At 73.3% G+C, this 14,454-nt stretch carries 16 protein-coding genes and 1 pseudogene; 3 read left to right on the top strand and 14 right to left on the bottom strand.

The window, feature by feature from the left end; all coding sequences use genetic code 11:
• Nucleotides 1–44: 44 nt before the first annotated feature.
• Nucleotides 45–668, top strand: a complete 624-nt coding sequence (locus ACZ7LK_RS06500) for an alpha-ketoglutarate-dependent dioxygenase AlkB family protein (protein ID WP_471139550.1) — start codon at nt 45–47, stop codon at nt 666–668.
• Between the two features lie 46 nt (nt 669–714).
• On the opposite strand, the gene ACZ7LK_RS06495 is transcribed toward ACZ7LK_RS06500, so the two are convergent.
• Nucleotides 715–984, bottom strand: coding sequence for a GlsB/YeaQ/YmgE family stress response membrane protein (locus ACZ7LK_RS06495; RefSeq protein WP_392272549.1), 270 nt, complete (start codon nt 982–984; stop codon nt 715–717).
• 86 nt (nt 985–1,070) lie between these two features.
• Here ACZ7LK_RS06495 and ACZ7LK_RS06490 point away from each other — a divergent pair, with 86 nt between their 5' ends.
• Together ACZ7LK_RS06490 and ACZ7LK_RS06485 are read left to right on the top strand one after the other, a co-directional pair.
• Nucleotides 1,071–2,285, top strand: coding sequence for an APC family permease (locus ACZ7LK_RS06490; protein ID WP_392272550.1), 1,215 nt, complete (start codon nt 1,071–1,073; stop codon nt 2,283–2,285).
• Between the two features lie 27 nt (nt 2,286–2,312).
• Nucleotides 2,313–2,462 (top strand): annotated as a pseudogene (locus ACZ7LK_RS06485) (DUF5701 family protein); the annotation flags it as partial.
• 6 nt (nt 2,463–2,468) lie between these two features.
• On the opposite strand, the gene ACZ7LK_RS06480 reads toward ACZ7LK_RS06485, so the two are convergent.
• From ACZ7LK_RS06480 to ACZ7LK_RS06420, 13 genes are all read right to left on the bottom strand, one after another.
• Nucleotides 2,469–2,861 (bottom strand): YccF domain-containing protein, encoded by a 393-nt coding sequence (locus ACZ7LK_RS06480; RefSeq protein ID WP_392272551.1) that lies wholly within the window; start codon nt 2,859–2,861, stop codon nt 2,469–2,471.
• On the bottom strand, nt 2,858–3,721 hold the full coding sequence (htpX, locus tag ACZ7LK_RS06475; protein ID WP_392272552.1) for a zinc metalloprotease HtpX: 864 nt from the start codon (nt 3,719–3,721) through the stop codon (nt 2,858–2,860). The genes ACZ7LK_RS06480 and htpX overlap by 4 nt, the downstream gene beginning before the upstream one ends.
• A gap of 146 nt (nt 3,722–3,867) precedes the next feature.
• On the bottom strand, nt 3,868–4,323 hold the full coding sequence (gene mscL / locus ACZ7LK_RS06470; protein WP_392272553.1) for a large conductance mechanosensitive channel protein MscL: 456 nt from the start codon (nt 4,321–4,323) through the stop codon (nt 3,868–3,870).
• Nucleotides 4,324–4,358: 35 nt separating this feature from the next.
• Nucleotides 4,359–5,888, bottom strand: a complete 1,530-nt coding sequence (locus ACZ7LK_RS06465) for an NADH-quinone oxidoreductase subunit N (protein ID WP_392272554.1) — start codon at nt 5,886–5,888, stop codon at nt 4,359–4,361.
• Complete coding sequence (locus tag ACZ7LK_RS06460; protein ID WP_392272555.1) at nt 5,885–7,462, bottom strand: NADH-quinone oxidoreductase subunit M; 1,578 nt, start codon at nt 7,460–7,462, stop codon at nt 5,885–5,887. Before ACZ7LK_RS06460 ends, ACZ7LK_RS06465 begins: the two co-directional genes overlap by 4 nt.
• Before the next feature lie 3 nt (nt 7,463–7,465).
• Entirely contained in the window at nt 7,466–9,466 is a 2,001-nt protein-coding gene (locus ACZ7LK_RS06455) for an NADH-quinone oxidoreductase subunit 5 family protein (protein WP_471138718.1), read from the bottom strand.
• Nucleotides 9,463–9,837 carry an NADH-quinone oxidoreductase subunit NuoK gene (gene nuoK / locus ACZ7LK_RS06450; protein WP_392272557.1) on the bottom strand — a complete coding sequence of 125 codons (375 nt, stop codon included), beginning with the start codon at nt 9,835–9,837 and terminating at the stop codon, nt 9,463–9,465. Before nuoK ends, ACZ7LK_RS06455 begins: the two co-directional genes overlap by 4 nt.
• Nucleotides 9,837–10,406, bottom strand: coding sequence for an NADH-quinone oxidoreductase subunit J family protein (locus ACZ7LK_RS06445; protein ID WP_469464321.1), 570 nt, complete (start codon nt 10,404–10,406; stop codon nt 9,837–9,839). Before ACZ7LK_RS06445 ends, nuoK begins: the two co-directional genes overlap by 1 nt.
• Entirely contained in the window at nt 10,403–11,071 is a 669-nt protein-coding gene (locus tag ACZ7LK_RS06440) for a NuoI/complex I 23 kDa subunit family protein (RefSeq protein ID WP_392272559.1), read from the bottom strand. Before ACZ7LK_RS06440 ends, ACZ7LK_RS06445 begins: the two co-directional genes overlap by 4 nt.
• The gene (locus ACZ7LK_RS06435; RefSeq protein ID WP_392272560.1) at nt 11,071–12,039 is read right to left on the bottom strand and encodes a complex I subunit 1/NuoH family protein; all 969 of its coding nucleotides are present in this window, start codon (nt 12,037–12,039) and stop codon (nt 11,071–11,073) included. Before ACZ7LK_RS06435 ends, ACZ7LK_RS06440 begins: the two co-directional genes overlap by 1 nt.
• On the bottom strand, nt 12,036–13,358 hold the full coding sequence (locus ACZ7LK_RS06430) for an NADH-quinone oxidoreductase subunit C (RefSeq protein ID WP_471138717.1): 1,323 nt from the start codon (nt 13,356–13,358) through the stop codon (nt 12,036–12,038). The genes ACZ7LK_RS06435 and ACZ7LK_RS06430 overlap by 4 nt, the downstream gene beginning before the upstream one ends.
• Nucleotides 13,355–13,933, bottom strand: coding sequence for an NADH-quinone oxidoreductase subunit B (locus ACZ7LK_RS06425; protein ID WP_392272562.1), 579 nt, complete (start codon nt 13,931–13,933; stop codon nt 13,355–13,357). Before ACZ7LK_RS06425 ends, ACZ7LK_RS06430 begins: the two co-directional genes overlap by 4 nt.
• Nucleotides 13,924–14,334: an NADH-quinone oxidoreductase subunit A gene (locus ACZ7LK_RS06420; RefSeq protein WP_392272563.1), complete on the bottom strand. Its 411-nt coding sequence runs from the start codon at nt 14,332–14,334 to the stop codon at nt 13,924–13,926. Before ACZ7LK_RS06420 ends, ACZ7LK_RS06425 begins: the two co-directional genes overlap by 10 nt.
• Nucleotides 14,335–14,454 lie beyond the last annotated feature (120 nt).

The raw sequence follows: 14,454 nt of genomic DNA, 5'->3' as shown, positions 1-14,454 counted from the left end.
CGGCGGGGCCGGCGGGGCACCCCCGGGAGCGCGAGCGGGCGGAGATCGCCCCCGGCGCGGTGCACGTGCCGGGCTGGCTGCCGGTGGAGCGCCGGTGGGAACTGGTCGGGGCGTGCCGGGAGTGGGCGCGGGGGCCGGTGCCGATGCGCCGCACGGTGCTGCCGGGCGGGGGCGTGATGTCGGTGCGGACGGTGTGCCTGGGGTGGCACTGGCAGCCGTACCGGTACGCGCGGACGGCCGGTGACGTGAACGGCGCCCGGGTGGCCCCGTTCCCCGGCCTGCTGGCGGAGCTGGGGCGGGCGGCGCTGGTGGCGGCGTACGGGGACGGGGCGGCGGACGGCTACGCCCCGGACGCGGCGCTGGTCAACTTCTACGACGGGGCGGCCCGGATGGGCATGCACCAGGACAAGGAGGAACGGTCCGGCGCGCCGGTGGTGTCGCTGAGCATCGGGGACACCTGCGTCTTCCGGTTCGGGAACACCGGGTCGCGGAACCGCCCGTACCGGGACGTGGAGTTGGTGTCGGGCGACCTGTTCGTCTTCGGCGGGCCGTCGCGGTTCGCGTTCCACGGGGTGCCGCGGGTCCTGCCCGGTACGGCCGACCCGGCGAGCGGGCTGCGGTCGGGCCGGCTGAACATCACGCTGCGGGAGACGGGGCTCGCGGACTGACCGCCGTCCCCGGGCGCGGGCGGGAGTGACCGGACGTCAACGGCGGTCAGCGCGAGCGGGAATGGCCGAACAGGATGCGGTAGGCGATCAGCAGGACCAGTGAGCCGCCGATGGCGGCCAGCCAGGTGGGGCCGTCGTAGAACTCGTTGCTGATGGGCCGGTCCAGGTAGCGGGCCGAGAGCCAGCCGCCGACGAACGCGCCCGCGATGCCGATGAGCGTCGTGCCGATCAGCCCGCCGGGGTCACGGCCGGGGAGCAGCACCTTGGCGATGACGCCGGCGAGCAGCCCCAGGATGATCCAGCTCAGGATGTCCATGCCGTGAACCTGCCTTTCGTGCGGTGTTGTCCCCGAGGACGCCCGGGGGGCGGCCCGTGGTTGCGACGGTCAGTAGGGTGCGGCACATGGCACAGGAGCTGCGGCGGTCACTGGGCGTCCTCGACGCGGTCGTCATCGGGCTGGGGGCGATGGTGGGGGCCGGGATCTTCGTGGCCCTCGGCCCGGCGGCCGGCGCCGCCGGGAGCGGCCTGCTCCCGGGACTGGCGCTGGCCGGGGCGGTGGCCTACTGCAACGCGACGGCCTCGGCCCGGCTGGCCGCCCGCTACCCGGCCTCCGGCGGGACGTACGTGTACGGGCGCGAACGGCTGGGTCCCTTCTGGGGCTACCTCGCCGGCTGGGGGTTCGTGGTCGGCAAGACGGCGTCGTGCGCGGCGATGGCGCTGACGGTCGGGGCGTACGTGTGGCCGGGGCAGGCGCACGCGGTGGCGGTCGCGGCGGTGGTGGCGCTGACCGCCGTGAACTACGCGGGCGTCCGGAAGTCGGCGCTCGTCACCCGGGTGGTCGTGGCGGCGGTGCTGGCGGTCCTGGTGGCGGTGGTCGTCTCCTGCCTCGCGTCGGACGCGGTGGACCCCGCGCGGCTGGAACCGGCCGGGGACGCGTCCGCGGGCGGGGTGCTCCAGGCGGCGGGGCTGCTGTTCTTCGCGTTCGCCGGGTACGCCCGGATCGCCACGCTCGGCGAGGAGGTGCGGGATCCGGCGCGGACCATCCCGCGGGCGGTCCCGCTGGCGCTGGGCATCGCGCTGGTGGTGTACGCGGCGGTCGCGGTGGCCGTCCTGTCGGTGCTGGGCGCCCGCGAGCTGGCCGGGTCGGCGGCCCCGCTCGCGGACGCGGCGCGGGCGGCGGGGGCGGCCTGGCTGGTCCCGGTGGTCCGGGTGGGCGCGGCGGTGGCCGCCCTGGGTGCGCTGCTGGCGCTGATCCTGGGGGTGTCCCGTACGACGCTGGCGATGGCGCGCGACGGTCATCTGCCGCGCACGCTGGCGGCCGTGCACCCGCGCTTCCAGGTGCCGCACCACGCGGAGCTCGCGGTGGGGCTGGTCGTGGCGGTGGTGGCGGCGACGGCGGACGTGCGGGGCGCGATCGGCTTCTCGTCGTTCGGGGTGCTGGTGTACTACGCGATCGCCAACGCCTCGTCGTGGACGCTCGGTTCGGGGCGTGTCCTGGCGGCGGCCGGCCTGGCGGGCTGCCTGGCGCTCGCCTTCGCGCTGCCCATCACCTCGGTTCTGGCGGGGCTGGCGGTCCTGGCGGCGGGCGCGGTGCTGTACGCCGTCCGGCGCGACTGATCCGGGGCGCGGCGGGCGGAACGTGGCCTGTCCGCCGCCGGCGTGCGCGCGTTCGCCGGGGGTGCCGGCGCGGAGGACGGCGGCGCGCTGCTCGCCGACCGTCCGGACCGTGTCCCCGCCTCCGCGCTGGCGCCGCTGCTGCGCCATGACGGCAAGCCCGGATTCGTCGTCACCGACCCGGCGTCACCGGGTGGCGAAGGGCCGGTCGCTGGGGACGATCTCCTTGCCCAGCGGCAGCAGGGAGACGGGGATCAGCTTGAAGTTCGCGATGCCCAGCGGGATCCCGATGACGGTGAGGCACAGGGCGAGGCCCGTGGCGACGTGGCCGAGCGCCAGCCACCAGCCGGCGAGGACCAGCCACAGGACGTTGCCGACGCAGGACGGGGCTCCCGCGTCCCGGCGGTCGACGACGGTCTGGCCGAACGGCCACAGCGCGTAGAGGCCGATGCGGAAGGCCGCCAGGCCGAAGGGGATGCCGATGACGGTGACGCAGAGCAGCAGGCCCGCGAGCATGTAGCCGAGGAACATCCAGAAGCCGCCCAGGATGAGCCATATGACGTTCAGGATTGCTTTCACGGGCGGTGACCTGCCATCTGTTCGAGTCGGGCGATGCGTTCCGCCATCGGCGGGTGTGTCGAGAACATCCTGGCGAATCCCTGGCCGGGACGGAACGGGTTCGCGATCATCATGTGGCTCGCGGTCTCGATCCTCGGCTCCGGGGGCAGCGGCAGTTGCTTGGTGCCGGCCTCCAGCTTGCGCAGCGCGCCGGCCAGGGCGAGCGGGTCGCCGGTGAGCTGGGCGCCGGAGGCGTCCGCCTCGTACTCCCGGGAGCGGCTGATGGCGAGCTGGATCACCGATGCCGCGAGCGGCCCCAGAATCATGATCAGCAGCATGCCGAGCAGTCCGGGGCCGTCGTCGTCGTCGGAGCGGCCGACCGGTACGAGCCAGGCGAAGTTGACCAGGAACATGATCACGGAGGCGAGCGCTCCGGCCACCGAGGAGATCAGGATGTCCCGGTTGTAGACGTGGCTCAGCTCATGGCCGATGACTCCGCGCAGCTCGCGTTCGTCCAGGATCTGGAGGATGCCCTCGGTGCAGCACACGGCGGCGTTGCGGGGGTTGCGGCCGGTGGCGAAGGCGTTGGGGGCCTGGGTCGGCGAGATGTAGAGGCGGGGCATCGGCTGGCGGGCCTGGGTGGAGAGCTCCCGGACCATCCGGTACAGCTCGGGTGCCTGGAACTCGCTCACCGGGCGGGCGCGCATGGCGCGCAGCGCGAGCTTGTCGCTGTTCCAGTACGCGTACGCGTTGGTGCCGACGGCCACGAGGAGCGCGACGACCAGCCCCGTACGGCCGAAGAGGCTGCCGATCAGGATGATGAGTGCGGACAGCCCCCCGAGGAGTACGGCGGTCTTCAGCCCGTTGTGCCGGCGGTGCACGGTACGCCCTCCAAGTGGTGCGGCAGGGGGACCCTTTGCCTGGTGCTGGTCCACTGTTCAGTGGAACCTCCCGTACTGGTCAACGCCAGGCGGGCATGGCGGGTTCCCTGGCGCGCCGGGGGCGGGGGGCGGGCCGTTCGGGTGACTCAGCGCTGGGCGGGCAGCCCGGCCTTCTCCAACGCCTCGCGGACGGGCTCGACCTCGCTGGTGCAGTGGGCGCAGCGGCTGGCGACGGCCGGGATGGCGGAGAAGCAGCGCGGGCAGTCGCGGACCGCCGCCTTGATGTCGACGGGCTCGTCGCGCTTGAAGCGGGTCTGGATCTTCATCATCGGGACGACGACGCAGAAGTAGAGCACCGCCGCGGTGATCAGGAACGCCAGGGCGGCGCTGATGAACAGGCCGTAGGGGAACTTGGCGTCCCGGATCGTGAAGTAGGAGTGGCTGAAGTCGCCGACGGTGCCCGTCGCCATGCCGATGAGCGGGGTGATGAAGGCGTTGCTGAAGGCGGTGACGACCGCCGTGAAGGCCGCGCCGACGGCCAGGCCGATCGCCATGGAAATGATGTTTCCACGAAGGATGAAGTCCTTGAAACCGTTCAGCACGGCCGTGCTCCTCGATGGTGCGTGGGTCGACGGGGTCAGAAGAGGGTGGTCGCGGCGAAGCGCAGGACGAGCTGGGGGTAGCCGGACAGCACCACGCCCGCGACGGCCGTCACGACGATCGCCAGGGTGAGCGGCGCCGGAACGGCCTGCCGCGCGGCGGCCGGCTCCGCGGGGGCGCCCTCGGGCGCGCGGAACAGGACCGCCGTCCACTGGAGGTAGTAGTAGAGGGCGATGACGACGTTGACGCCCATCACGACCGCCAGCCAGCCCAGGCCCGCGTCGACCGCCGCCGAGAAGACGGTGACCTTCGCGAAGAGGCCGATGATGCCCGGGGGCAGGCCCGCCAGGCAGAGCAGGAAGAACGCCAGGACGAGCGCGGCGGCGGGCCGGGTGGCGTACAGGCCCCGGTAGTCGGAGATCCGGTTCAGCGGGTGCGTACGGGCGACCAGGGCCGCGACGGCGAAGGCGCCGAGGTTCACGACCGCGTACATCAGGGCGTACGCGACGGTGGCGCCGATCTGGTCGTCACCGGAGTACGCGGCGGCCGCGATCGGCACCAGCAGGTACCCGGCCTGGGCCACCGACGACCAGGCCAGCAGCCGTACCGCGCTCCACGCGCGCGTGGGGACCTGCCGGAGGGCGGCGACGTTCCCGGCGGTCATGGTGAGGGCGGCCAGCACGGCGAGGGCGGGCCCCCAGACGTCCGCGTACGTCGGGAAGGCGACGACGGTCACCAGGATGAGGCCGGTGAAGCCGACCGCCTTGCCCACGACGGAGAGGTAGGCGGCGATGGGCAGCGGCGCCCCCACGTAGGTGTCGGGGACCCAGAAGTGGAAGGGCACGGCGGCCGTCTTGAAGGCGAAGCCGACCAGGGTGAGCGCGACGCCCGCCTTGGCGAGGGTTTCCAGCCCCGCCGGCACGTCGTCCAGCAGGTGGGCGATCTCGGTGAGGTGCAGGGTGCCGGTCGCGGCGTACACGAAGCTGACGCCCAGGAGCATCACGGCGGTGGCCGTGACGGACGACAGGAAGAACTTCAGCGCCGCCTCGCCGGACATGCGGTCACCGCGCTTGAGGCCGACGAGCGCGAACGCGGGCAGCGACGCCACCTCCAGGGCGACGACCAGGGTGGCCAGGTCCCGGGAGGCGGGCAGCAGCGCGGCCCCGGCCGCCGAGGACAGCAGCAGGAACCAGAACTCGCCCGCCGGCAGCTTCTCCCTGGTGTCGTGCAGCGACAGCAGGGCCGTCAGGAGCGCCCCGCCCAGCACGAGGAACTGGATGACCAGGGCGAAGTGGTCGGCGGTGTAGCTGCACGCGCCGGCGTCGGTGGTCAGGCAGAAGGTGCTGCGGTCGCCCGCCCGCAGCGGTACCAGGGCCAGGAGTGCGGCGACGAGGCCGGTGACGGCTCCCCAGCCGAGGAGCTGCTTGCGGTCCCCCGGGACGAAAAGGTCGGCGACGAGGACGGCCAGGGCGACCGCGGCGGCGATGGTGGGCGGCGCGACGGCGGCCCAGTCGACGGACTGGACGAGGTCGCCCGCGCCCGGAGCGCTCGGGGCGGCGAGGGTCACGACTTGCCTCCTGCGAGGAGCTTCTGCACGGCCGGGTCGGTCAGACCGAGGAGGACCGCGGGCCAGAGGCCGGCGACGACGGTGAGCACGGCCAGCGGCGACCACGCGGCGAGCTCGTACCGCCGGATGTCGGGGAGCGCCGGCCGGTCGGCGCTGGGCGCGGCGCCCATGCAGACGCGCCGGACGACGACGAGGAGGTACGCGGCGGTGAGCAGCGTGCCGAACGCGCCGACGGCCATGAAGGTGAGGAACGCGGGACGGCTGAGGCCCTCGGCCGGCCGGAACGCGCCGAACAGCGCGAGCATCTCGCCCCAGAACCCGGCCAGGCCGGGCAGGCCGAGGGAGGCGACGGCGGCGAAGGCCAGTAGGCCGCCGAGGCGGGGCGCGCGGCCGTAGAGCGCCGCGCCGGTGGCTCCGGCCAGGGTGTCCAGGTCGGCGGTGCCGAACCGGTCCTTGATCGCGCCGACCAGGAAGAACAGCAGGCCGGTGATGAGCCCGTGGGCGACGTTGGCGAAGAGCGCGCCGTTGACGCCGGTGGGCGTCATGGTGGCGATGCCCAGCAGCACGAAGCCCATGTGGCCCACCGAGGAGTAGGCGATCAGGCGTTTGAGGTCGCCCTTGGCGCCGGTGCGCGCGAGGGACAGGCAGGCGAGGGATCCGTAGACGATGCCCGCGGCGGCGAACGCGGCGAGGTAGGGCGCGAGGACGTGCATGCCGTCGGGGGTGATCGGCAGGGCGATCCGGACGAAGCCGTACGTGCCCATCTTCAGCAGGACGCCGGCGAGGAGGACGGAGCCGACGGTGGGGGCCGCGGTGTGGGCGTCCGGCAGCCAGCTGTGCAGCGGCCACATCGGGGTCTTGACGGCGAGGCCGAGGCCGATCGCGAGGACGGCGATGACCTGCACGGACGTGGTGATGTCGCGGCCGTTGTCAGTGGCGAGTGCCACCATGTCGAAGGTGCCGGCCTTGAGCCCGATGAGGAGCAGGCCGAGCAGCATGACGACGGAACCGAGCAGGGTGTAGAGGATGAAGCGCCAGGCGGCCGCCCGGCGTCCCTCGCCGCCCCAGCGGGCGATGAGGAAGTACATCGGGATGAGCACCATCTCGAAGGCCAGGAAGAACAGCAGCAGGTCGAGGACGGCGAAGGTGGCCAGCGTGCCGGACTCCAGGACGAGCAGCAGGGCGACGAAGGCACGGGGGGACGGGCCCGCGGGCATCGAGAAGTAGCCGTACAGCGCGCAGAGGAAGGTCAGCAGCGCGGTCAGGACCAGGAGGGGGAGGGAGATGCCGTCGGTGCCGAGGTGGATCCGTACGTCCAGGGCCGGGATCCAGCTGATGTCCGTCGTGGCCTGCATCCTCGACGGCTGGTCGTGGTCGAAGCCCAGCGCGAGGACGATCGCGGCGGCGAGGACGACGCCGGTGACGGTCACGCCGTGGCGGAGCACGGCCTGGTCGGGGGACTTCCCCTTCAGCCCGGGCGGGGCGGGCAGGAGGGCCGCCACCGCGCCGACGAGCGGGCCGACGACGATGAACGCGAGGAGGAACTGCATCACGGATGCGCTGATATCGATCACGGCTCACGATCCGGCGTTGACGTTGGCAAGGGCGACGGCGGCGATCGCCAGGACGACGGAACCGGCGATCAGGGCGCCGAGGTAGGTCTGCACGTTGCCCGTCTGGGCGCGGCGGACGGCCCGTCCCAGCAGGTTGGTGCCGCCGCCCGCCCCGCGTACGTAGGTCTCGACGACCTCGCGGTCGAGGAAGGCGACCAGGGAGGCGGCCGCCCTGACCGGGCGTACGAAGAGGGCGGAGTAGACGGCGTCCAGCCGGAACCCGGCCGCGGCGGAGGCGTGCAGCGGGCCGAGCAGCAGGCGTCCGGGGTCGGCGGGGTCGGGCGCCGAGGCGATGTCCCCGTAGGCGGGGGTGTGCGTGGCGATCGCCTCGGCCTCGGAGACGGCGGGGTCGGCCTCGGGGTGGGCGGCGACGGCGCCGATCGGCCGGCGGGCGGCGAGGGCGGTGGTGTGCCGCCAGGTGGCGTAGGTGACGAGTCCGCCGACGAGGGCGATGCCGGTGCCCAGCACGGCCGTGGTGACGGTCGGGGTCAGGGCGTGGCCGTCGAACCAGTCGTCGAGGACGCCCACGGTCAGGCCGAAGGCGAGGGAGGGCACGGCGAGCACCCACAGGACGGCGTTCATGACGGCCGGCTGCCGCCCGTGGTCGGGGGCCTCGGTGCCCCGCCCGCGGAAGGCCAGCAGCCACAGGCGGGTGGCGTACGCGGCGGTGAGGAGGGCGGTGATCAGACCGGAGACGAGGACGATCCAGCCGGCCCCGGCCGGGGCGACGGTCCGGTCGCCGAGGGCGGTGTGCTCGGCGGCCACGAGGACGGCCTCCTTGGAGAAGAAGCCGGCGAAGGGCGGGATCGCGGCCAGCGCGAGCAGGGCGACGGTCATCGTCCAGTACGCGTCGGGGACGCGGGCGGCGAGCCCCCGCATGCGGGACATCGCGGCCAGCGAGTTCGTTCCGGCGGCGTGGATGACCACACCGGCGGCGAGGAACAGCAGCGCCTTGAAGGCACCGTGCGACAGGAGGTGGAAGACGGCCGCGCCGCGGTCGCCGACGGCCAGGGCGCCCGCCATGTAGCCGAGCTGGCCGATGGTCGAGTAGGCGAGGACCCGCTTGATGTCGTCCTGGGCGAGGGCGGCGAGCCCGGACCCGACCATGGTGACCGCCGCCATCACGGCGAGCACGGTCATGGCGGCCGCGGAGGCGGCGAAGACGGGCAGGAGCCGCGCCACGAAGTACACGCCGGCGGCGACCATCGTCGCCGCGTGGATGAGCGCGGAGACCGGCGTCGGACCGGCCATGGCGTCCGGGAGCCAGGTGTGCAGCGGGAACTGCGCGGACTTGCCGGCCACGCCGGCGAGCAGGAGCAGGGCCACCAGGGTGGGGTGGTCGAGGCCGCCCGAGGCGACGGTCCCGAGGATCCCGGTGATCCGGAACGTGCCGGCGTCGGTGGCCAGCGCGAACAGGCCGATCAGGAAGGGGACGTCACCGAGTTTGGTGACGAGGAAGGCCTTGAGGGAGGCGGCCCGGGCCTCGGGCGTCTCCCAGTAGTGGCCGACGAGGAAGTACGAGCAGATGCCCATGATCTCCCAGCCGACCAGCAGCACCATCAGGTCGCCGGAGTAGACGACGAGCAGCATGGCGGAGGTGAACAGGGAGACGAGCGCCGCGTAGGAGGGGTAGCGCGGGTCGTCGCGGAGGTAGCCCGTCGAGTAGAGCTGCACGCAGGAGGCGACCAGGCCGACGAGGACGGCGGTCAGGGCCGCGAAGCCGTCCACGTGCAGGGCGAGGTCGATCGGCACCGAACCGGTCGGGGTGAGCCGGGTCGCCGCGTCGATCGCCTCGCCGCCGCCCTGGCGTACGGCGACGAGGACGGCGAGCACGAGGGCGGCGAGCGTCGGCAGGACGGCCAGCGGGCGCACGAAGCCGGGAGCGGTGCGGCCGAGGAGGAGTCCGGCGGCGGCGCCGAGGAAGGGGAGGAGGGGGACGAGGACGGCGAGGGTCGTGGTGGTCACGCGGCGGCCTCAGCCTTCTCGTCGGGGCCCGTGGTGTCGTCCGCTCCGGCGTCGTCCGCGCCGGCGGTCTCGGCGTTGTCGCGGAGCCGGTCGATGTCCGAGGTGCCGCGGTTGCGGTGGACCATGAGGACGATCGCCAGGCCGATGCCGATCTCGGCGGCGGCGATGGCGATGGTGAACAGGGTCAGCGCCTGTCCGGCGTGCAGGGCGTCGCGCAGCCAGACGTCGAAGGCGACCAGGTTGAGGTTGACGGCGTTGAGCATCAGCTCGACGGACATCAGGACCAGGATCGCGTTGCGCCGGGCGAGCACCCCGTAGAGGCCGGTGCAGAACAGCAGGACGGCGAGGACCGCCGGGTAGGCGAGGTGCATCAGTTCCCGCCCTTCCGGGTCCGGACCGGCTCGGGGTCCTTGCGGGACAGGACGATGGCACCGACGAGGGCGGCCAGCAGGAGGACGGAGAGCGCCTCGAAGGGCAGCACCCAGTGCCGGAAGAGGATGGACCCGGAGACCGCGGTGGAGCCCTGGGCGGGCCCGTCGAGGTCGATCCAGGTGGTCCGGAAGGCGTCGACGACGACCCAGAGGAGGGCCGCCGCGGCGGCGACGGCCACGGCCAGGGCGGCCGGGCGGTTGCCGGAGTCGGCGTCCGGGGAGCGGCCGATGGGTGCCCGGGTGAGCATCAGCCCGAAGAGGAGGAGGACGACGACGGAACCGACGTAGATCAGGACCTGGACCCAGGCGATGAACTCGGCCGTGAGGAGCAGGTACTCGACGGCGAGGCCGCCGAGGGTCACGACCAGCCAGAGGGCGGCGTGCACCAGCTGCCTGGTGGTGACCGTGACGACGGCCGCGCCGAGGGTGACGACGCCGACGAGCAGGAAGGCGATCTCGACGCCGGTCGGGGAGAGGAAGCCGTGGGCGTTCGCGGCGGCGAGCGTCACGCGGTGCCTCCTTCGGCGGGGGGTGTGTCGGGGGTTCCGGTGGCCGCCCGGCCCGAGCCGGCCTCGGGGGCTTCGGCGGCTGGGGCGGCTTCGGCTGCGGGAGTTTCGGCGGCTTGGGCGGCTTCGGCTGCGGCGGCGGCTTGGGCGGCGGCCAGCTTCTCCGCGGCCTTGCGGGCGGCGGCGATCTCCTTGGGCTCCTCCGCGCCGGGGTCCAGGGCGGGCGGTTCCGGGACCGTCCACATCCACTCGCGCAGCTTGTCCCGTTCGTGGGTGAGCTCGTGGATGTCGGTTTCCGCGTACTCGAACTCCGGCGACCAGAACAGCGCGTCGAAGGGACAGACCTCGATGCAGATCCCGCAGTACATGCAGAGCGCGAAGTCGATGGCGAACCGGTCGAGGACGTTGCGGCTGCGCTCGCGGCCGCCGGGGGCGGCGGCGGGGACCGTCTCCTTGTGGGAGTCGATGTAGATGCACCAGTCCGGGCACTCACGGGCGCAGAGCATGCAGACCGTGCAGTTCTCCTCGAACAGTCCGATGACCCCGCGGGTGCGGGGCGGCAGCTCGGGCTGGGCGTCGGGGTACTGCGCGGTGTGGCTCTTCCGCGTCATCGTGCGGAGGGTGACGGCCAGGCCCTTGGCTAGGCCGGACCCGGGGATCGGAGCCATTACTGGATCACCACCTTGATGACGCCGGTGAGGGCGATCTGGGCGAGGGCGAGCGGGATCAGCGTGGTCCAGGCGAGCTTCTGGAGCTGGTCCTCGCGCAGCCGCGGGTAGCTCACGCGCAGCCAGATCACGATGAAGGCGAGCACGGCCGTCTTGAGCAGGGTCCACACCCAGCCGAGGCCCTCGGCGCCGAAGGGCCCGTGCCAGCCGCCGAGGAACAGGACGGTGGTCAGACCGCACAGCACGACGATGCCGGCGTACTCGGCCAGCAGGAACAGCGCGAAGCGCAGACCGGTGTACTCGGTGTACGCGCCGAAGATGATCTCGGAGTCGGCGACCGGCATGTCGAACGGCGGGCGCTGGAGTTCGGCGAGACCGGCGACGAAGAAGACGAGCGCGCCGACGATCTGCCAGGGCAGCCACCACCACTCGAAGGCGTCGAGGATGCCGGGCAGCGACACCGTGCCGGCCGCCATGGCGACGGAGGCGGCGGCGAGGAGCATGGGCAGCTCGTACGCGAGGAGCTGGGCGGCGGTGCGCAGTCCGCCGAGGAGGGAGAACTTGTTGGCGGACGCCCAGCCCGCCATCAGGGAGCCGAGCACGCCGACACCCATGACGGCGAGCACGAAGAAGACACCCGCGTCGACGACCTCACCGACGGCCCCGGCCCCGGGGCCGATCGGGATGGCGACCAGGACGAGGAGGTACGGGAGGAGCGCGACGGCGGGGGCGAGCTGGAAGACGCGGCGGTCGGCGTCGGCCGGGACCACGTCCTCCTTCTGCGCGAACTTCACCCCGTCCGCGACGAGCTGGGCCCAGCCGTGGAAGCCGCCGGCGTACATGGGGCCGAGACGGCCCTGCATGTGGGCCATGACCTTGTGCTCCGTCTGGCCGATGACCAGGGGCAGGACCAGGAACACGGCGAAGACGACGAGCAGCCGGACGGCGACGTCGAGTACGTCGTTCACGCGTCTCCTCCGGTCGTGCGTCGTGGTGCGGTGTCGTCGGGGCCCGGAGCGGCGGACGTGTCCTGCCGCTCGGGCCGGCCGGGCTCACCGGACTGTGCCGGCTGTTCGGGGTCTTCGGGCGGTTCGGGGGCTTCTCGTTGCTCGGACTGCGCGGGCTGCGCGGGGTCTTCTCGTTGCCCGGGCCGGCCGGGCTCTTCGGGTCGCTCGGGTCGCTCGGGTCGCTCGGGTCGCTCGGTCTGCCGGGGCTGCTGTGGTGCGTCCGGGGCGGGGGCGTCCGGCTCGGGTGCCGGGGCCCCCGGGGCGGGCGCGTCCGGGGCGGGGGCGTCCGGCTCGGGTGCCGGGGCCTCCGGGGCGGGCGCGGGCTCCGGGGCCGGCGGGGTGTCGTCGAAGGCGGGGCGCGGGTTGTTCCAGGGGGCGTCCGCGCTGCGGGTACGGGGCGGGGGCGCCGGGGCGGTTCCCGGTGCCGTCTCCGTCCGCCCCCCGGGGGTCGCCGGGGCGGCGGACTGGCTCGCCGAGCCGTCCGAGGCGCTGCGCGTACGGCGCGGGCGCGTCGTGGCGGGCGCCTCCGGGGCGGTCGCCCCGGGAGCCGTCGCCCCGGGAGCCGTCGCTTCAGGGGCCGTCGCTTCGGGGGCCGTCTGGCCGACGGAGCCCTCGCCCGCGGTGCGGGTACGGCGGACCGGGCGGTCACCGGCCGGGCGGGCGGCACGGGCGGGGCGCGCCGGGGCGGGCGGGAGCTGGCCCTTGAGGGGGCCCCAGTCGTTCGGGTCGGGAACGCCCGGCGGCAGCATCTGGCGCCGCTTGGGTCCGCCGTGCGCCGCGCCCGCCGCGGGCTCGCCCGGCTCCTTGGCGCCCGGCCACGCCTTGGCCACGCGCGCGGCCAGCACGAAGTCCTTGCGCAGCGGGTGGCCCTCGAAGCCCTCCGGCAGCAGCAGCGGCACCAGGTGCGGGTGGCCGGTGAAGGTGACGCCGAACATCTCGTGCGTCTCGCGCTCGTGCCAGGCGGCGCCCGCGTAGACGTCCACGGCGCTGGGAAGGGCGGGGGCGTCGTGCGGCACGGTCGTGCGCAGCAGGAGCCGCCGCACCCGGCCGCCCTCCAGGGCGACGACATGGGCGCAGACGCGGAAGCCGGTGGCCGGCTCGTCGACCGCGCTCAGCCAGTCGAAGTAGGTGCAGCCCAGCTCGTCCCGGGCGGTCTCCAGGGCGGCGGTCCAGGCACCGGCGGGGACGTCGACCGTGAGCAGCTCGTACGCGCGCTCGGCCGTGGCCTCGTCGCCGAAGACCTCGGTCACCGCTTCCGGGAGCCGGTCGTACGCGTTCACGCCGTACCTCCCGGCGGGGGCACCAGGCCGCTGCGGAGCTGGCCGACCGACGACGGGCGTCCGTGGCCGTAGCGCTCGGCCAGCGACTCCCGGGCGATCTTCTCCTGGAGCTTGAGGATGCCCTGGAGCAGCGCTTCGGGCCGGGGCGGGCAGCCGGGCACGTACACGTCGACCGGGATGATCTGGTCGACGCCCTTGGTGACGGAGTACGAGTCCCAGTACGGCCCGCCGCAGTTGGAGCAGGCCCCGAAGGAGATCACGTACTTGGGCTCGGGCATCTGCTCGTACAGCCGGCGCACGGCGGGTGCCATCTTGTCCGTGACGGTGCCGGACACGACCATCAGGTCGGCCTGGCGCGGTCCGGGGGCGAAGGGGATCACGCCGAGCCGGATGAAGTCGTGGCGTGCCATCGACGCGGCGATGAATTCGATCGCGCAGCAGGCGAGCCCGAAGTTGAAGACCCACAGGCTGTACCGGCGGCCCCAGTTCAGGACCACCTTCATCGGCTCGGGCGCGAGCCGGGCGAGGGCTCCGAGCCTCTTCGGCTCGGGAAGATCGACAGGGGTCACGTCCATGTCAGGACGCCCTTCTTGTACGCGTAGAGCAGTCCCACGGCCAGGAAGCCGAGGAAGATGAACATCTCGACCAGCGTGGTGGCGCCGTAACCGGGTGCGGCGAAGACGGTCGCCCAGGGGAAGAGGAAGATCGAGTCCACCGCGAAGACGACGTACAGAAAAGCGTAGACGTAGTAGCGGACCTGGGTGTGGGCCCAGCCCTCCCCCACCGGGTCGACGCCGCATTCGTACGTCAGCAGCTTCTCCGGCGTCGGCACCACGGGCCGCAGCAGCCGGCCGGCCGCGAAGGCGACCGCCACGAACAGCACGCCGATCACGGCGAGCAGGCCGACGACCGAATAGCTCTGGAAATAGTCGGCGGCGAGTACGGTCGGTACGGTCCGCACGGTCGGTTCCGGCACGTCCGTGTCCCTCGCTCCCTGCCCTCGCGGCGATGCTTATGCGATCTGTACGCACGGGAGTCTAGGCCCTGGCAAAGCGCCGGTAATCAGCCGTGCCGCACTTCAGGTGGGGCTACCCCT

This window comes from Streptomyces sp. NPDC039423, assembly GCF_055598725.1.
The sequence above is the reverse complement of the archived record's forward strand: the minus strand, read 5'-3'. Positions and strand labels throughout refer to the sequence as shown.